Here is a 17,324-nt window from a genome sequence, read left to right as displayed (position 1 = left end):
ACGCGTTGCGCGGCGGGCGCCTGCGGCGAAGCGCGGATTCTACCTGATTCGACAGGCGGACAGCCAAGGTCGCCCCGAGCGCCGCCACGCCGGAGATTTCGCGGAATCGACGGGTTGGCCGCTTCGGCCGCCGCGACTGCCGCATGCCGCCGCCAAAACGCCGACTGCGTCCGGGTCATTCGATTTTCATTTCTCCGGTCGGCATCCAATCCTGTCCCGATCCGCCAAATACCGCGTCAATACGCAAAATCGACCGATCAACGCGCCATTAATCAGACGAAAAAGTCGATACTGGTCGTTGATTCAAATCAAATCGCCCGCACGCCATGCGGTAATGATGCGTAACCGTTTCCAATCGCCGTCTTCGCATGCATGTTTTGCATGTGCCCACGAAATTCAGGAATTCGCGGGATAATGACGATTAATTCGAAATAATCCGCGCACGGAACCGCCAACCACGCGAGTACCCGCCGCCCGCCGCCCCCGAGGATGAAGTCATTCCCGCTGCCCGCCACGCTGCGCCGCCATACCGCGTCGATCGTGGCACGGATTCTGTCGCCCCGCGGCGTACTCGTGGCGGGCATCGTCCTGCTGATGTTCAGTTGGGGACTTTCCACGTCGCTCTTGATCGAGGCACGGCGCGACGCGTATGACCATGCGGTCGAAAATGCGCGCAACCTGATGCTGCTGATCGAACGCGATATCGCGCGCAATATCGAACTCTACGATTTGTCGCTGCAAAACGTCGTCGACGGCGTGGCCGATCCGGAATTGATGACATTGCCGCCGCGCCAACGCCACCGGCTGCTGTTCGACCGCGCGGCGACCGGTGCCTATCTCGGCTCGATTTTCGTGATGGATGCGCACGGCAATATCGCGATCGATTCCAGCGCATCGCCCGCACGGCAAGGCAATTTCGCCGACCGCGACTATTTCACCGTGCATCGCGACCGGCTCGTCACCGGCCTCTACATCAGCCGGCCGTACGCGTCGCGGCTGCGCGGCGGCGCGCTGACGATCGCGCTGAGCCGCCGGATCACCCGGCCCGACGGCATGTTCGGCGGCATCGTCGTCGGCACGCTCAGCATCGATTACTTCCGCGCGCTGCTCGACGGCCTCGCGGTCGGCCGGCACGGCAGCGCGGCGATCGTCGAGGACAACGGCACGCTCGTGTCGCGCCTGCCGTACGACACGCGGGTGGTCGGCCTCGATCTGCACGACTCGCCGCTGTTCATCGACGCGCAGCGCAGCCGCAACGGCGAGCTGGCCGGCGTCGGCGCCATCGACGGCGTGCGGCGCATCTATGTTTACAAGCATCTCGCCGGGCTGCCGCTGATCGTCGACGTCGCGCCCGCCGAGATCGACATCTACGCGTCGTGGCACCACCGCGCGGTCTGGACCGTCGTGCTGATGGGCCTGTTCACGGCGTTCATCGCGTGGGGCTCGCTCGCGCTGTCGCGCGAGCTGAAGCGCCGGCAGGAGGCCGAATCGAAGCTGTACCGGCTCGCGCACACCGATTCGCTGACGGGCCTCGACAACCGCGGCACCTTCGATACGGTGCTCGCGAAGGAGACGCAGCGCGCGTCGCGCAGCGGCCGCCCGTTGTCCGTGCTGTTCGTCGACGTCGATCACTTCAAGGCGTTCAACGACTACTACGGCCACCCGGCCGGCGACGACGTGCTGCGTCAGGTCGCGCAGTCGCTGTCGCGCTGCCTGCGCCGCGACGGCGATCACGTCGCGCGCTACGGCGGCGAGGAATTCGTCGTTACGCTGCCCGACACCGACGCGCCGGGCGCGGCGACCGTCGCCGAAGGCATCCGGCGCGCGATCGCGGGGCTCGACATCGAACACGTGAAAAGTCCGTACGGGCGCGTCACGGCCAGCATCGGCACGGCCACCGCCGCCGACGGCCGGATGAACGCCGCGACGCTGCTGCGGCGCGCCGACGAAGCGCTGTACCGCGCGAAGTCCGGCGGCCGCAACCGCGTGCTGGACGCGCAGTCGAGCGCGGCCGACGCGTGACGCGCCGCGATGTGCCTCGATTCGCCTCGATACGACCAGCCGCGTGATCCGATGCGGCCGCCTGTCGCCCCGCCCTGCGGCCGCGCCGTGGACAGCCCGCGCGCGTTCGGCTAGCGTTACGTCAGCTGCGCATGCGGCGCGGCGCCGGCCCGCGCGGGCCGCCGTGCGCGTTCCTGCCACCCTCAGCTCCGCCATGACCGCCCCGCTCCCCACCCGCCTGCCCCCGCTCGTGCGCCACGCGCTTCGCCCGCTGCTCGACCCGTATCGCCGCTACCGGCATGCGAAGCTGATCCATGCGGCGCGCGTCGCGCTTGCGATTCTCGTGTCGATCGCGCTGTCCACGGGGTTGAACGTGCCGCATGGCGAATGGTCGACGATCACCGTGCTGATCGTCGTCGGCGGGCTTCAGCACCACGGCAACATCCGCAAGAAGGCGGCCGAGCGCGCGCTCGGCACATCGATCGGCGCACTGGCGGGGCTCGGGCTGATCCTCCTCTACTCGTTCCTGCACGCGCCGTTCGCGATCTACCTGCTGATGGCAGTCGGGTGCGGCGTCTGCGCGTATCACGCGATCGGCAAGGCCGGCTACATCGCGCTGCTGTCGGCGATCACGATGGTGATCGTCGCCGGGCACGGCGACAACGAGATCGTCGACGGCCTGTGGCGCGCGGTGAACGTGCTGGCCGGCATCGCGATCGCGCTGGCGTTCTCGTTCGCGCTGCCGCTCTATGCGACCTATTCGTGGCGCTACAAGCTCGCCGACGCGCTGCGCGCGTGCGCGGCCGTGCATGCGCGGCTCGCGGGCGACCGCGAGGTGGGCGACGACGCGCACCTGAAGGAAATGGCCGCGCTGAGCGCGCTGCTCGTGCAGTTGCGCTCGCTGATGCCGTCGGTGGCGAAGGAATGCGAGACGTCGATGGCGCAACTCGAGGCGATTCAGCGCAGCCTGCGCCTGTGCATCGGTTATCTGGAGATCCTGTCGAGCGCGCTGCCGGCCCGCGACGACGTGGCGGCCCGCGAATACATGCGCGTCGAGATGAAGACGGTGAACCGGCGCATCCGCGACACGCTGGTCGGGGCGAGCCGCGCGCTCAAGTTCGGCACGCCGAGCCGGCTCGCGCCGCGCCGCCGGCCGGCCGACGCGCCGCACGACGTACCGAACGACGCGCCGCCGCCGCAATTGTCCGGCTACGTGTCGATCACGGCCAAGCTGGCCGGCGAAGTCGACCAGCTGCGCGAGCGGCTGCTCGATACCGCGCGGTCGTGGAATATCTGAGGCGCCAGCTTCACGCGCCTTTCTTTCATATGCCTTTCGGCACATCGAGGCGGCGCGCCGGCGACGCTGGGCACGGCCGGCCACCGATCCGGCCCCCGAAATCCGGCCCGGGGCCCGGTTCGTCCGCGCGGGTTTTCGGCGTCGATGCAACGCCGCCCCGCCCGGCGTTCTCCAGCCGGTTAACCGCCTGTCAGGCCCGCCGCGACGGGCGCGACGACGGTTCCGCACCAAAATCAACCCTTGCCCCATCTTCCCGGACAGCCGATACTCGCATATTCCGCGAAATACGATCCCACCGGCTTCAATCCACGGTAATTCCTATGAGCACGATTCTCGAAAGCCTCCCGACCGGCCAGAAGGTCGGTATCGCCTTCTCCGGCGGCCTGGACACCAGCGCCGCGCTGCACTGGATGAAACTGAAGGGCGCCGTCCCGTACGCATACACGGCGAACCTCGGCCAGCCCGACGAAGACGATTACGACGCGATCCCGAAACGCGCGATCGAATACGGCGCAGCCGGCGCCCGCCTGATCGACTGCCGTGCGCAGCTCGTCGCCGAAGGCATCGCGGCGCTGCAAAGCGGCGCGTTCCACATCACGACCGCCGGCGTCACGTACTTCAACACGACGCCGATCGGCCGCGCCGTGACGGGCACGATGCTCGTCGCCGCGATGAAGGAAGACGGCGTCAACATCTGGGGCGACGGCAGCACGTACAAGGGCAACGACATCGAGCGCTTCTACCGCTACGGCCTGCTCGTGAACCCGGATCTGAAGATCTACAAGCCGTGGCTCGACCAGACGTTCATCGACGAGCTCGGCGGCCGCGCCGAAATGTCCGAATTCATGAACCAGGCCGGCTTCGCGTACAAGATGTCGGCCGAGAAGGCGTATTCGACCGATTCGAACCTGCTCGGCGCGACGCACGAGGCGAAGGATCTGGAAAGCCTCGAAAGCGGCATCAAGATCGTGAACCCGATCATGGGCGTCGCGTTCTGGCGCGACGACGTGAAGATCGCCGCCGAGGAAGTGACGGTGCGCTTCGAAGCCGGCCAGCCGGTCGCGCTGAACGGCGTCGAGTTCAAGGATCAGGTCGAGCTGCTGCTGGAAGCGAACCGTATCGGCGGCCGCCACGGCCTCGGCATGAGCGACCAGATCGAGAACCGCATCATCGAGGCGAAGAGCCGCGGCATCTACGAAGCCCCGGGCCTCGCGCTGCTGTACATCGCGTACGAGCGTCTCGTCACCGGCATCCACAACGAAGACACGATCGAGCAGTACCGCGAGAACGGCCGCCGCCTCGGCCGCCTGCTGTACCAGGGCCGCTGGTTCGACCCGCAGGCGATCATGCTGCGCGAAACCGCGCAACGCTGGGTCGCACGCGCGATCACCGGCGAAGTGAAGATCGAACTGCGCCGCGGCAACGACTACTCGATCCTGAGCACGAAGTCGCCGAACCTCACGTATCAGCCGGAACGCCTGTCGATGGAGAAGGTCGCGTCGACGTTCTCGCCGCGCGACCGGATCGGCCAGCTGACGATGCGCAACCTCGACATCACCGATACGCGCGACAAGCTGCGCGTGTATTCGCAAGTCGGGCTGCTGACGCCGGGCGAAGCGTCGGCGCTGCCGCAAATCAAGGGCGACGGCGACAAGTAAGTCGCGTCGTTCGACGCCGTGCCGCATCGCCTGCATGCGGCACGGTCGGGCAGGCTGCACGTGTGGCGCCTCATTACGCACGCAGCCTGCCGCTTCCCCTGTCCCCCGCCTTTCCGCTTCCTTCCCCTTCCTCCCGCATTCGCATCCCGCCGCGTGACGCGTCGACGGCACTGCGTCGCCGCGCCGGTCATGGCAAGCTGCGGGTCGTCCGATTCCTGCGTCGACTCATGACCACCCTTACCGTCATCCACCTGAACGGCCCGATCAACAGCGGCAAGACGACGATCGGCCTCGCGCTCGCACGCGTGTTGCCCGACGCGCGCTTCATCGACGGCGACGATCACGATGCGCCCGAAGATGCGCCGTTCGACGTGCAATGGGCGATCGCGCTCGAACGCCTCGTCACGCAGATCGCGAACGCACGAGAACGCCATCTGGTCATCGCCTATCCGATCGGCGACGCGGAATTCGAACGGCTGCGCGCGGCCTGCGATGCGCGCGATGCGCGATTGTTCGTCGTCACGCTCGCGCCGCCGGAAGCGGTCGCGGCGTCGAATCGCGGCGCGCGCGCGTTGACGGAATGGGAGCGCAGCCGGATCGCGGAAATGTATCGGGAAGGGTATGCGGCGCGGCCATTCAGCGAGATGGTGGTGGATACTTCCGATGCGACGCCCGACGCGTGTGCGGCACGTATCGCGCGGCAGGTCGCGGCGACGGCCTCGTAGCAGCCTCGTCGCGGCTGCGCCGGCACGCGCCGTCCGGGCCGTGCGTGAACCTGCGCTGACGCCGACGCTCGCGCCCGGCCGATCGCGCGCCGCCGCGCACGAAGCCGGACAGGTACGCCACGCCCCCGTCCGGCTGCCCTGCAGCCGCGCACATTGCCACGCTTACGAGTGATGCCGCACGCCCGGCACCGCCGCTTCCCGCGCGCCCTTGCGGCTCAGCATCAGCGTGACGATCGCCGACACCGCGAGCGTGCCGGCCACCACGTAGAGCCCGGCCGCATACCCGCCCGTCGCGTGCTTCAGCCAGCCGATCGCGAACGGCCCGACGAACCCGCCGAGATTGCCGATCGAGTTGATCATCGCGATGCCCGCCGCCGCGCCGGCCCCCGACAGGAACGCGCTCGGCATCGCCCACAGCGGCGCCTTCGCGGCGCTGATGCCGATGTTGACGACGACCAGCGCGAGCACGGTCAGCAGCGCGGTGCTCGCCTGCCCAGCGAACACGAAGCCGATGCACGCGAGCACGCACGGAATCACGACATGCCACGTGCGCTCGCCGGTGCGATCCGAATGCCGCGCCCACGCGATCATCGCGACCACGGCGGCGATGCTCGGAATGCCGGTCAGCAAGCCCGTCTGCAATGCGGTGAAGCCGAACTGCTCGACCATCAGCGGCGCCCACAGGCCCAGCGTGTACAGCCCCGCCGACGTGCCGAAGTAGATCAGCGCGAGCGCCAGCACGCGCGGGTCGCGCAGCGCCTGCCACGCGCCGGCCGTATGCCCGGCGTGCGTGTGGCGCGCGTCCGCTTCCGCTTTCAGCTTCGCGATCAGCCAGTCGCGCTCGTCGGCCCGCAGCCACGCGGCCTGCGACGGCGCCTCGGTCAGGCACTTCAGCACGACGAAGCCGAGCGCGACCGCCGGCAGCGCTTCGACGATGTACAGCATCTGCCAGTCGGCCAAGCCGAACATCGGCGGCATCTGCATGATCGCGCCCGACAGCGGCGAGCCGATCGCGGTCGAGATCGGCGCAGCCGCCATGAACCACGCGGCGGCCACCGCGCGCTGCTTCACGGGAAACCACAAGCTCAGGTACAGGATGATGCCGGGGAAGAAACCCGCTTCGGCCATGCCGAGCAGGAAGCGCAACACGTAGAAGCTGGTCGGCCCGGCCGCGAACGCGGATACGGCCGACACGATCCCCCACGTAATCATCACGCGCGCGATCCAGATGCGCGCGCCGACGCGGTGCAGTATCAGGTTGGACGGCACTTCGAACAGGAAGTAGCCGATGAAGAACAGGCCGCCGCCGAACCCGAACGCGGTCGGCGACAGGCCGATCGCCTTGTTCATCGTCATCGCGGCAAAGCCGACGTTGACGCGATCGAGAAAGCTGACGAAGTAAAGCAGCATCACGAACGGAATGATGCGCCACATCAGTTTCCGCGCGACGCGGGTTTCCAGATCCGCTTGCATGTGTCTCCTCCTTCGAGGTCGGGCCGTGCGCCGTCGGTCGGTGGACCATCGGCGCCGGCCGCCGCCCGGCTCGCGTCGGATGCGCGAGTCGCGGACAGAAAAAATGCGCGAGTGAAGCGAACGGGCGGCGCCGTCAGGCCGCGACCGCCGCGTTGGCGACGCGCTCGCAGACGGCCGCCGTCACCTGCACAGTCGTCGCGCTGCCGCCGAGGTCGCGCGTATGCAGCGACGGGTCGGCCGTCACGGTCTCGATCGCCTGCATCACACGCGCGGCCGCTTCCGTCTCGCCGAGGTGATCGAGCAGCATCACGACCGACCAGAACGTGCCGACCGGATTCGCGAGCCCCTTGCCCATGATGTCGAACGCGGAGCCGTGGATCGGCTCGAACATCGACGGATAGCGGCGCTCGGGATCGATGTTGCCGGTCGGCGCGATGCCGAGGCTGCCCGCGAGCGCGGCGGCGAGATCGCTGAGAATGTCCGCGTGCAGGTTAGTCGCAACGATCGTGTCGAGCGACGCCGGCCGGTTGACCATGCGCGCGGTCGCCGCATCGACGAGCTCCTTGTCCCATGTCACGTCGGGAAACTCCTGCGCGATCTGCTTCGCGATCTCGTCCCACATCACCATCGCGTGCCGCTGTGCGTTGCTCTTCGTGATCACGGTCAGCAGCTTGCGCGGCCGCGACTGCGCGAGCCGGAACGCGAAACGCATGATGCGTTCGACGCCGGCGCGCGTGAGGATCGACACGTCGGTCGCAGCCTCGATCGGATGGCCTTGGTGCACGCGCCCGCCGACGCCCGCGTACTCGCCTTCCGAGTTCTCGCGGACGATCACCCAGTTCAGGTCGTCCGGCCCGCAGCGCTTCAGCGGCGCGTCGATGCCCGGCAGGATGCGTGTCGGGCGCACGTTCGCGTACTGGTCGAAGCCCTGGCAGATCTTCAGGCGCAGCCCCCAGAGCGTCACGTGGTCGGGCACGTCCGGGTCGCCTGTGGAGCCGAACAGGATCGCGTCCTTGCCGCGCAGCGCGTCGAGACCGTCGGCCGGCATCATCGCACCGTGCTGGCGGTAGTAGTCGGCGCCCCAGTCGAAATCCTCGAACTCGAACGCGAAGCGGTCGCTGCCGCGGGCGAGCGCTGCCAGCACCTGCTTGGCCGCAGGCACCACTTCCTTGCCGATGCCGTCGCCGGGAATCGTTGCGATACGGTAGGTCTTCATGCGGACATCCTCGATTGATCGTAAGCGTGAACGCACTTTACCGAACCAGTAGTGCAGAAACCGGGGCTATACTCAAAGCATCTTTAACTTCAATTCATAAATCCCGTCATGGCGGATACCGTCCAGCCGGCCGATCTCGGCTTCTTCTCGACGCTGGCCGCTTCGGGCAGCCTGAGCGCGGCCGCGCGCGAGCTCGGGCTGACCGCGGCGGCCGTCAGCAAGCGGCTCACGCAGATGGAGCGGCGTGCGGGCGTGACGCTCGTCAATCGCACGACGCGGCGGATGATGCTGACACCCGAAGGCGATGTGTACTTGGAATACGCGCGCCGGATCCTCGACCAGATGGACGAACTCGGCGAATTGCTCGGCAGCGCAAAGCAGCGGCCGAAGGGCCTGCTACGCGTGAATGCGACGCTCGGCTTCGGGCGCAGCCACGTCGGCCCGGCGATCTCGCGCTTCGTCGCGCGCTATCCGGAAGTGTCAGTGCAGCTGCAGCTGTCGGTGATGCCGCCGCCGCTCACCGACGATGCGTTCGACGTGTGCGTCCGCTTCGGCGAACCGCCCGACACGCGCGTCGTCGCGCGGCGGCTCGCGCCGAACCGCCGGCTACTGTGCGCGGCGCCCGCGTATCTCGCGCGGCACGGGACGCCCGGCACGCCGCACGACCTGACGCGGCACAACTGCATCGGCATCCGGCAGGGCGACGAAGGTTACGGCGTGTGGCGCTTGACGAGCGGGCGCGGCGCGGCCCGCCGCACGGAAGCCGTGCGGATCAACGGCAACCTGACGACGAACGACGGCGAAATCGCGGTGAAGTGGGCGCTCGACGGGCACGGGATCCTGATGCGCGCGGAATGGGATCTGCGCGACTATCTCGCCGACGGGCGGCTGGTGGTCGTGCTGCCGGATCATGAAACGCCGAGCGCCGATATCTACGCGGTATATGCGCAGCGTCACCAGATGTCGGCGCGAATTCGCGCGTTCGTCGATTTTCTGGCGGAAGAATTGGGGCGATTCAGGGTGGTGTAACGCGCAGGCTCCACACGCCGTGCGGGACGGCCTGTCGGTGCGCGATGCTGCGGGCACCCGCACGCCTCCGGCTCGCCGTGTGCGGCTGCACGGCTGACCGTGCGGCATACGAGGAAAATATTTTGGCCGATTTCGCATTGCATCGCCAAAATATTGACATTCTTCGATCCGTACCGGATGGCCCGTGCATTCCGCCTCGCAACCGCTTGACGGCTTGCCGGCCACATACCGCCGTCAGGCCGCCGCTACCAGTCCGCTATAACGGTCGCACGCAGCGACGACTTCCTGCGCCGGCCGCCACCCCGTCGCCCCCACCGGCGCCAGCCCCATGTGTTCCTTCACGGCCTGCACGAAACGCTCGGCGATCCAGTCGACGAACGCGCGCACGCCGGGCGATACATGCGGGCGCTTCACGTAGACGGCCGACACGGCGAGCGCATCGGGTTGCCAGCGCGGCAGCACCTCCCGCAATCGCCCGGCCTCGATCAGCGGCCGCGCGGCGACGCGCGTCGGCTGGATCAGCCCGAGGCCGTGCACGCCGCAGGCGAGATACGCCTGCTCGTCGTCCACGCCGACGATGCCGTCGAGCCGCACCTTGCGCACCGCGTCGTCCACCACGAACTCGAGCTCGGCCGGACGCTGGCCGGATACGTGCGACGCGCCTACCGCGCGATGCGCGCCCAGCTCGTCGGGCGTGCGCGGCACGCCGAAGCGGTCGAGATACGCGGGGCTCGCGCACGTCACGCGCTCGAGCGCGCCGAGCCGGCGCGCGACGAGCGACGAATCGGGCAGCGCACCGAGCCGGATGCTGCAGTCGATCGCGTCGCCGATACGATCGACCGAGCGCCCGGCCATGGCGAGCATCAGTTCGAGATCGGGATGCCGTGCGTTGAATTCGCCGAGCGCCGGCAACACGATCGCCCCCGCCACCGACGCCGGCAACTCGACGCGCAGCGGCCCGCTCGGATGCAGCGCGGCGCCGCGGATGCTGGCTTCGAGCTCGTCGACGTCCGCCGTGATGCTGACGCAGCGCCGGTAGTATGCGTCGCCTTCGGGCGTCGCCCGCAACGCGCGCGTCGTGCGCACCAGCAACGGCATGCCGAGCGCCGCTTCGAGCTCCTGCACGGTGCGCGTCGCGGTGGCGCGCGAAATGCCGAGCGCCTGCGCCGCGCGCGTAAAGCTGTTCATTTCGACGATGCGCGTGAAGATGCGCATCGCGCGGATCGGATTGTCCACCCCAACACCTCTGCGTGGTTGCGATATGCCGCAGCGCGCGTTCGCGCACTGCGCCTCCGTGCCGATGTCGACGCAAGCCGCGCGGCCCGCGCGGCCGTCGGATCAGGCGTTCCCCGCCGCGATGCTGCGCGCCGGTTCGGCGAGCAGCCGTTGCGCGAGCGCCAGCGCGTCGTCGCGGCTCGCGGCCGCATTCAGCGGATACCCCCAGACCTTCTCGAAGGCGCCCGAAAAGGCATCGAGCGCCATGCGCCGCGCGGCATCGGGCTCGATCGCGATCATCCCCGGGATCCATTCGCGCGACAGCGCGCGGTTGGCCTTGCTCCATTTCGCGAGCTGCTTGCGTATCTCGTGATCGTTGTCGGCGCGATCGTCGCCGGACGGCGCATCGTCGGTCAGCAGAACGAAACGTTCGCGGCGCGCGAGCAACGCATCGAGTTCGGCGATCAGGCGGGCGGGATCGGTGGGGGGCGAGCCGCTGTAACGCAGCCAGACAAACGGGAATTCAGTCGTGACGATTTGCATGTCGACCTCCAAACGAGAACGATTCTCATTCTATGGAGCGAGGTCTCATGCGTCATTTCTCATTCCGGCCAACTGCTTTCTCGATCCGGCCAAACGTGCGCGGATGCGGAGTCCGGCCGTTCAGCGTTGCCGGTCGGTCAGGAATTGTGTCGGCGACTTGCCGGTCGCCTTGCGGAACATCGTGACGAAGCTGCTCGCGCTCTCGTAGCCGAGATCGATCGCGATCTGATGCACGCGGCGGCCGGTCGTCAGCATCCGCAGCGACAGCGCGACGTGCAGCCGCCGACGCCAGTCGCCGAGGCTCATCCCGAGCTCCTTCGTCGCGAGCCGCGTGAGGCTGCGCTCGCTGATGCCCGCGCGCCGCGCGAGTTCGGGCAGCGGCGACTTGTCGGCCGGATCGTCGAGCAGATGGTCGATCAGCTTGCGCAGCCGGCGATCGGCCGGCATCGGCAGGTACAAGTCCTCGACCGGCGCCGCGACGAGTTCGTCGAGCAGCGTCGCCACCAGCCGCCCTTGCGGCCCGTCGACGTCGTACAGGTTCGGGAAGCTGGCCGCCTTCAGCAGCAGCTCGCGCAACAGCGGCGACACGGCCAGCGTGCAGCAGCGCGTGGGCAGGTCGAGCGCCGCGTCGGGTTCGACCAGGACCGCGTAGAAGGTCGCGCCGGCCGAGCCGCGCGCCGCATGCGGGACGTCGCCCGGAATCCAGACCGTGCATTGCGGCGGCGCGCTCCACACGCCGCCGTCGATCTCGCAATAGACGACGCCGCTCAGCGTGTAGAGCAGTTGCGCCTGACGGTGGCTGTGCCGCTCCAGCCGCCATTCGGGCTCGACGACCGACCCGCCGAACACCACGAGCGGACGTGGCACGCGATGGACGTCGGCGTCCGCGGCGGGATCGGTCATCGGTGGAAGGTCGCGCATGGAACGACAGGCTGTGGAAAAGGCCGGACGCCGACGCGTCCTTTCGTGCTTATACCAGAAATGCGCCGGCGCAGCCGTGCGGTTCGACGCGGCGTCTGCGGGCGCGCGACGAACCGAATACAATGCGGCGATCCCCCGTCGCTGCGCCAACCTGCCGGAGCCGCCATGTTCGACCTGACCACGCTGACCACCTTCACGGCCGTCGTCCTGGGCCTGTTCCTGATCCCCGGCCCCGCCGTGCTGCTCGTGCTGAGCCGCACCGTACAGGGCGGCCGCAAGACCGGCATCCTGACCGGCCTCGGCGTCGCGAGCGGCGACTTCGTGCACACGCTGTTCGCGGCCGTCGGGTTGTCCGCACTGCTGATGACGTCGGCGCTCGCGTTCAACGTCGTGAAGCTGGCCGGCGCCGCGTACCTGATCTATCTCGGCGTGCGCGCGCTGCTGGAGAAGACCGCCGATCCGTCGCTGCCGCAGGTGTCGCCCGTCACGCCGTTCAAGGCGTACCTGCAGGCGATTCCCGCCGAAGTGCTGAATCCGAAAACCGCGCTGTTCTTTCTCGCGTTCATGCCGCAGTTCGTGCATCCGGAGCGCGGCTCGACGTTCGTGCAGTTCGCGGTGCTCGGGCTGATCTTCGTCGTGCTCAGCTCGCTCTATACGACGTTGATCGCGTGCTCGATCCGACCGCTCGGCCGCATCGTGAAGCGGCTCACGTGGCTCACGCGCTGGCAGGGCAAGATCATCGGTTCGATCTTCATCGCGCTCGGGCTGCGCGTGGCCGTGCAGCAGCGCTGATGCGCGCGAGCGTATGACGCCCGCCGGCACGGACCTGCTCTACACCGACCCGCGCCTCGTCGCGGTATACGACCTGTTCAACGCCGGCGATCGGGACTTCGCGTTCTACGCCGCCGAGATCGGCGCCGCCCCGCAACGCATCCTCGATCTCGGCTGCGGCACCGGCACGTTCGCCCGACGGCTCGCGGCGGCCGGGCATGACGTCGTCGCGATCGATCCCGCTTCGGCGATGATCGATTACGCGCGACGCCAGCCGGGCGCCGACGCCGTGCGCTGGTTCGCGTGCGCGCTCGACGGCCTGCCGCCCGGTGCGCCGTTCGATGCGGTCGTGATGACCGGGCACGCGTTCCAGTGCCTGCTGACCGACGACGCCATCGACGCGACGCTGCGCGGCGTGCGGCGCGTGCTCGCCGACGGCGGCCGCTTCCTGTTCGACACCCGCAACCCGCGCACCGAACCGTGGCGGGCATGGGCGCCCGCGCAGTCGGCACGCAGCGTCGAATCGCGCGCATTCGGCATCGTCGATCTCCATCACGCGGTGCGGGCGATCGACGGCGCGATCGTGACGTTCGACACGCACTACCGCTTCCGCCGCGACGACACGGTGCTGACGAATACGAGCCGGCTGCGCTTCATCGCGCACGCCGAATTGCAAGCGCGCGTGGCGGCCGCCGGTTTCGCGTCGGCCGACTGGCGCGGCGACTGGGACCACGCTCCGTTCGACGAAGCGGCCAGCGCGGAGATCATCGCGATCTGCCGCGCGTGAGCGCGGGTGCGCGGGTACGTCGATTGCGCCGGCGGCGGGCAGCGTGCTCACCGCATACGCATCCCGGATCGTGCGGCGCGACCGTCCGACACGGCGCGGCCGGCAGTCGATGAAACGAACGGCGCGGTGCCTGCCGGCATCGCGCCGCTTGCGCGTCGATCGGCCACGTGCGTGCCCGCGCACCGTTTCGTCACATCGTTCCTCCGCGTTGCAGCGGTATACTGGATGCCGTTCGCGCCACTGCACTCGACCTGCACCGCTTGCTGACGATGCGCTTGCAGTCCGGCATCCTCCGCCCGCCTCCTCCCAGTCGATTCGAACCGCCATGTCGCACCGTTTTTCGCTCGCCGTCGCCGCCCTCCTCGCCGCTTCCCCGATCGTCACGCACGCCCGTCCGCTGTCGCGGCCGCCAGTCGAACGCGAGTTCAAGAGCTGGTCGGTCGTCTGCGACAACGGCAATCGCTGTATCGCGGAAAGTCACGCCGACGATATCGACGATGCACGCGCCGGCCTGATCCTGCGCGTGACGCGCGACGCCGGCCCGGACGCGCAACCGTCGCTCGACCTTTACGCATCGGCGCCGATCGACTTGCGCACGGCCCGCGTCGACGGCCGACCGTTCGATGCGATGCCGGCGCAATGGCATACGTTCGGCGACAAGACCGACGACGAAGCCCGCCCGTTCCGGCTCCGGACCGACGATCCGGCCACGGTGGCCGCATGGCTGGCCGCGGCGCGCAATGCCCAATGGCTGAGCTTCGGCGATCCGGCATCGGCGGCGCCCGCCGCGCGTACGCCGTTGTCGGGATTGAACGCCGCGTTGCTACTGATCGACGATACGCAGGGCCGCGTCGGCACGGTCACGGCGCTGTCGCGCCCCGGCGCCCGGCCTGCGTCGTCGGTGCCGGCCGCGCCCGCGTTGCCGCCCGCGATCACGCCCGCGCCGCCGGCCGACTCGACCCTGTCGAGCGCCGAACAGCGTCCGCTCGTCGATGCGGTGCTCGCGAAATTCGGCGCCGACGTGAAGCAATGCGCGGCCGAGGTCGAAGACGAAATGTCGGCGAGCGACCGCAGGAAAGCGTCGCGCGCCGTCGCGATCTCGTCCGACGAGGCGCTCGTCGCGATCCCGTGCCAGACCAGCAGCCTGTATAACCACACCGACCTGTGGTATCGCGTGCGCCGCACCGCGCCGTACATGCCGGCCGCGATGAATTTCGGCGAGAACGCGAGCGCGGGCCTCGATTCGACGTCGTTCGCGAACGAGCTGACCGACGCCAGCTACGATGCCGCCCGCGCGACGCTGTCGAGCACGGTCAGATTGCGCAGCGCCGGCGATTGCGGCTCGACCGCATCGTGGGTGTTCGATGGCCGGCGCTTCGTGCTCGACGGCCTCGCCACGCACAGCACCTGCAACGGCCTGTTCCAGGCTCGATGGCCGCGCCTGTATCGCCGGGCCGACGCGGCCGGCAGCCCGCACTGACGCGTCACGTCACGCGGCGCCGACGATCGAGATCGAGAATCCGTCCCAGCCCTTCTGCCCGACCGTCTGCACGGCGGTCGTCATGAGTGCGGGCTCGGCCGCGAGGCGCGCGAACCCGTCGCGCACGCCGACCACGTCCGGCTCGCGATTGCCCGGATCGGCGACGCGCCCGTTTCGCACGACGTTGTCGACGACGATCACCGTGCCGGGCCGCGACAGCTTCAGCGCCGCGTCGAGATAAACGGCGTTGTTGTCCTTGTCCGCATCGATGAAGACGAAATCGAACGGCGCCTCCCCGGCCTCGACGAGCCGCGCCAGGCTGTCCTTCGCACTGCCGACCACCACCGACACGACCGCCGCGAACCCGGCGCGCGCGATGTTCTGCGTCGCGACCTTCGCGTGTGCCGGGTTCAGTTCGAGCGTCACGAGCGAGCCGCCCGGCGGCAATGCGCGCGCCAGCCAGATCGTGCTGTAGCCGCCGAGCGTGCCGACTTCGAGGATGCGCCGCGCGCCGCGGATCGTCGCGAGCAGTTGCAACAGCTTGCCCTGGTTCGGCGCGACGTTGATCGCGGGCAGCCCGGCCGCGTCGCTCGCCGCCAGCGCGGCGTCGAGCACGGCGTCGGACGGCACGAGCGTCGCCGAAAAATACGCATCCACCTGGTTCCATCGATCCTGATCCATCGCGCACCTCTCGTCTGCGGAAAAAGGCATTCTATGCGCCGCGCCCGATAAGCAACACACCATTCGTTCTAAGGGCAGCCGCGCACGTGCTCCTATAATCGCCGGACGGCAGGACCCTCGACCTTCACAACAACAAACGGAGCACCCATGACCGATCAGGCCAATTCGAACTGGCGCCTCGAAACCATCGCCGTGCACGGCGGTTATCGCCCCGAGCCGACCACGCGCGCGGTCGCCGTTCCGATCTACCAGACCGTTGCGTACGCATTCGACGACACGCAGCACGGCGCCGACCTGTTCGACCTGAAGGTCCAGGGCAACATCTACACGCGGATCATGAACCCGACGACGGACGTGCTCGAGCAGCGGATCGCCGCGCTCGAGGGCGGCATCGGCGCGCTCGCGCTCGCGTCGGGGCAAGCCGCCGTCACGTACGCGGTCCAGACGATCGCCGAAGCCGGCGACAACATCGTGTCCGCGAGTTCGCTGTACGGCGGCACCTACAACCTGTTCGCGCATACGCTGCCGCAATACGGGATCGCCACGCGCTTCGCCGATCCGCGCGATCCCGCATCGTTCGCACCGCTGATCGATGCGCGCACGAAGGCGATCTTCGCGGAATCGGTCGGCAACCCGCTCGGCAACGTCACCGACATCGCCGCGCTCGCGGAGGTCGCGCATCGCCACGGCATCCCGTTGATCGTCGACAACACGGTGCCGTCTCCATACCTGCTGCGCCCGTTCGAACACGGTGCGGACATCGTCGTGCATTCGCTGACGAAATATCTCGGCGGGCACGGCACGAGCCTCGGCGGCGCGATCGTCGATTCGGGCAAGTTCCCGTGGGCCGAGCACGCGGACCGCTTCAAGCGGCTCAACGAGCCGGACGTCAGCTATCACGGCGTCGTCTATACCGATGCGTTCGGGCCGGCAGCCTATATCGGCCGCGCCCGCGTGGTGCCGCTGCGCAACCTGGGCGCGGCGATCTCGCCGTTCAATGCGTTCCAGATCCTGCAGGGAATCGAGACGCTCGCGCTGCGCGTCGAGCGGATCAGCGACAACGCGCTGAAGATCGCGCAGCACCTCGCGCGCCACGAGCACGTCGAATGGGTGAACTACGCGGGCCTGCCCGATCACCCCGACCATCCGCTCGTCGCGCGCTACCTGTCGGGCCGTGCGCCGGGCATCCTGACGTTCGGCGTAAAAGGTGGCCGCGACGGCGGCGCGAAGTTCCAGGACGCGCTGAAGCTGTTCACGCGGCTCGTCAACATCGGCGATACGAAGTCGCTCGCGACGCACCCGGCATCAACCACGCACCGTCAACTTTCGCCGGCCGAACTCGCGAAGGCCGGCGTGAAGGAAGAGACGGTGCGGCTGTCGATCGGCATCGAGCATATCGACGACCTGCTCGCCGATCTCGACCAGGCGCTCGCGCAGCTCTGACCGGAACGGGCGGGCCGGCTCGCCGGTGCGCGGGCATCGAACCGCTTGACCTTGGAGCGGCTTCAAGGTGTTCAATCTCCGGTC

Annotated in this window: 15 protein-coding genes; 9 read left to right on the top strand and 6 right to left on the bottom strand. The window is 68.5% G+C overall.

All coding sequences use genetic code 11. From position 1 onward, the window contains the following. Window positions 1-489 precede the first annotated feature (489 nt). From WS95_RS11765 to WS95_RS11750, 4 genes are all read left to right on the top strand, one after another. Window positions 490-2,022, top strand: coding sequence for a sensor domain-containing diguanylate cyclase (locus tag WS95_RS11765; RefSeq protein WP_059823947.1), 1,533 nt, complete (start codon window positions 490-492; stop codon window positions 2,020-2,022). A gap of 193 nt (window positions 2,023-2,215) precedes the next feature. After that, window positions 2,216-3,298: an FUSC family protein gene (locus WS95_RS11760; protein ID WP_059823945.1), complete on the top strand. Its 1,083-nt coding sequence runs from the start codon at window positions 2,216-2,218 to the stop codon at window positions 3,296-3,298. 320 nt (window positions 3,299-3,618) lie between these two features. Beyond that, window positions 3,619-4,956, top strand: a complete 1,338-nt coding sequence (gene argG, locus WS95_RS11755) for an argininosuccinate synthase (RefSeq protein WP_006496064.1) — start codon at window positions 3,619-3,621, stop codon at window positions 4,954-4,956. 227 nt (window positions 4,957-5,183) lie between these two features. Beyond that, window positions 5,184-5,681, top strand: a complete 498-nt coding sequence (locus WS95_RS11750; RefSeq protein WP_059823943.1) for a hypothetical protein — start codon at window positions 5,184-5,186, stop codon at window positions 5,679-5,681. A gap of 162 nt (window positions 5,682-5,843) precedes the next feature. Here WS95_RS11750 and WS95_RS11745 read toward each other — a convergent pair whose 3' ends face one another. After that, on the bottom strand, window positions 5,844-7,154 hold the full coding sequence (locus tag WS95_RS11745; RefSeq protein ID WP_034205378.1) for an MFS transporter: 1,311 nt from the start codon (window positions 7,152-7,154) through the stop codon (window positions 5,844-5,846). 133 nt (window positions 7,155-7,287) lie between these two features. Further along, window positions 7,288-8,370: a tartrate dehydrogenase gene (locus WS95_RS11740; protein ID WP_059823941.1), complete on the bottom strand. Its 1,083-nt coding sequence runs from the start codon at window positions 8,368-8,370 to the stop codon at window positions 7,288-7,290. Between the two features lie 108 nt (window positions 8,371-8,478). Here WS95_RS11740 and WS95_RS11735 point away from each other — a divergent pair, with 108 nt between their 5' ends. Continuing rightward, window positions 8,479-9,399, top strand: a complete 921-nt coding sequence (locus WS95_RS11735; protein WP_059823939.1) for a LysR substrate-binding domain-containing protein — start codon at window positions 8,479-8,481, stop codon at window positions 9,397-9,399. A 234-nt stretch (window positions 9,400-9,633) separates the two neighbouring features. Here WS95_RS11735 and WS95_RS11730 read toward each other — a convergent pair whose 3' ends face one another. From WS95_RS11730 to WS95_RS11720, 3 genes are all read right to left on the bottom strand, one after another. Beyond that, window positions 9,634-10,635, bottom strand: coding sequence for a LysR family transcriptional regulator (locus WS95_RS11730; protein ID WP_059823937.1), 1,002 nt, complete (start codon window positions 10,633-10,635; stop codon window positions 9,634-9,636). 102 nt (window positions 10,636-10,737) lie between these two features. Continuing rightward, a complete protein-coding gene (locus tag WS95_RS11725; protein ID WP_059823998.1) occupies window positions 10,738-11,157 on the bottom strand; it encodes a hypothetical protein in 420 nt (139 codons plus the stop codon). A gap of 120 nt (window positions 11,158-11,277) precedes the next feature. Then, window positions 11,278-12,078 carry an AraC family transcriptional regulator gene (locus WS95_RS11720; RefSeq protein ID WP_034205382.1) on the bottom strand — a complete coding sequence of 267 codons (801 nt, stop codon included), beginning with the start codon at window positions 12,076-12,078 and terminating at the stop codon, window positions 11,278-11,280. A gap of 165 nt (window positions 12,079-12,243) precedes the next feature. Between WS95_RS11720 and WS95_RS11715 the strand changes: the two genes are divergently transcribed. The 3 genes from WS95_RS11715 (at window position 12,244) to WS95_RS11705 (ending at window position 15,116) form a co-directional block, all read left to right on the top strand. Then, a complete protein-coding gene (locus WS95_RS11715) occupies window positions 12,244-12,870 on the top strand; it encodes a LysE family translocator (protein WP_059823936.1) in 627 nt (208 codons plus the stop codon). A 13-nt stretch (window positions 12,871-12,883) separates the two neighbouring features. After that, window positions 12,884-13,636 (top strand): class I SAM-dependent methyltransferase, encoded by a 753-nt coding sequence (locus WS95_RS11710; RefSeq protein WP_059823934.1) that lies wholly within the window; start codon window positions 12,884-12,886, stop codon window positions 13,634-13,636. 325 nt (window positions 13,637-13,961) lie between these two features. After that, window positions 13,962-15,116, top strand: a complete 1,155-nt coding sequence (locus WS95_RS11705) for a DUF1176 domain-containing protein (RefSeq protein ID WP_179950189.1) — start codon at window positions 13,962-13,964, stop codon at window positions 15,114-15,116. Between the two features lie 9 nt (window positions 15,117-15,125). On the opposite strand, the gene WS95_RS11700 is transcribed toward WS95_RS11705, so the two are convergent. After that, complete coding sequence (locus WS95_RS11700; RefSeq protein WP_034205386.1) at window positions 15,126-15,797, bottom strand: O-methyltransferase; 672 nt, start codon at window positions 15,795-15,797, stop codon at window positions 15,126-15,128. A gap of 147 nt (window positions 15,798-15,944) precedes the next feature. Between WS95_RS11700 and WS95_RS11695 the strand changes: the two genes are divergently transcribed. Then, on the top strand, window positions 15,945-17,240 hold the full coding sequence (locus tag WS95_RS11695) for an O-acetylhomoserine aminocarboxypropyltransferase/cysteine synthase family protein (protein WP_059823931.1): 1,296 nt from the start codon (window positions 15,945-15,947) through the stop codon (window positions 17,238-17,240). Window positions 17,241-17,324 lie beyond the last annotated feature (84 nt).

Origin of the sequence: Burkholderia sp. MSMB1826 (assembly GCF_001526325.1) — a bacterium.
Lineage (GTDB): Bacteria > Pseudomonadota > Gammaproteobacteria > Burkholderiales > Burkholderiaceae > Burkholderia.
Note: the sequence above shows the minus strand (reverse complement) of the source record. Positions and strands in the feature narration are given on the sequence as shown.

Bases quoted from the DNA above. Each gene is read 5' to 3' on its own strand.
- WS95_RS11765 (WP_059823947.1), top strand. From the start codon at position 490: ATGAAGTCATTCCCGCTGCCCGCCACGCTGCGCCGCCATACCGCGTCG.
- WS95_RS11760 (WP_059823945.1), top strand. From the start codon at position 2,216: ATGACCGCCCCGCTCCCCACCCGCCTGCCCCCGCTCGTGCGCCACGCG.
- argG (WP_006496064.1), top strand. From the start codon at position 3,619: ATGAGCACGATTCTCGAAAGCCTCCCGACCGGCCAGAAGGTCGGTATC.
- WS95_RS11750 (WP_059823943.1), top strand. From the start codon at position 5,184: ATGACCACCCTTACCGTCATCCACCTGAACGGCCCGATCAACAGCGGC.
- WS95_RS11745 (WP_034205378.1), bottom strand. From the start codon at position 7,154: ATGCAAGCGGATCTGGAAACCCGCGTCGCGCGGAAACTGATGTGGCGC.
- WS95_RS11740 (WP_059823941.1), bottom strand. From the start codon at position 8,370: ATGAAGACCTACCGTATCGCAACGATTCCCGGCGACGGCATCGGCAAG.
- WS95_RS11735 (WP_059823939.1), top strand. From the start codon at position 8,479: ATGGCGGATACCGTCCAGCCGGCCGATCTCGGCTTCTTCTCGACGCTG.
- WS95_RS11725 (WP_059823998.1), bottom strand. From the start codon at position 11,157: ATGCAAATCGTCACGACTGAATTCCCGTTTGTCTGGCTGCGTTACAGC.
- WS95_RS11720 (WP_034205382.1), bottom strand. From the start codon at position 12,078: ATGCGCGACCTTCCACCGATGACCGATCCCGCCGCGGACGCCGACGTC.
- WS95_RS11715 (WP_059823936.1), top strand. From the start codon at position 12,244: ATGTTCGACCTGACCACGCTGACCACCTTCACGGCCGTCGTCCTGGGC.
- WS95_RS11710 (WP_059823934.1), top strand. From the start codon at position 12,884: ATGACGCCCGCCGGCACGGACCTGCTCTACACCGACCCGCGCCTCGTC.
- WS95_RS11705 (WP_179950189.1), top strand. From the start codon at position 13,962: ATGTCGCACCGTTTTTCGCTCGCCGTCGCCGCCCTCCTCGCCGCTTCC.
- WS95_RS11700 (WP_034205386.1), bottom strand. From the start codon at position 15,797: ATGGATCAGGATCGATGGAACCAGGTGGATGCGTATTTTTCGGCGACG.
- WS95_RS11695 (WP_059823931.1), top strand. From the start codon at position 15,945: ATGACCGATCAGGCCAATTCGAACTGGCGCCTCGAAACCATCGCCGTG.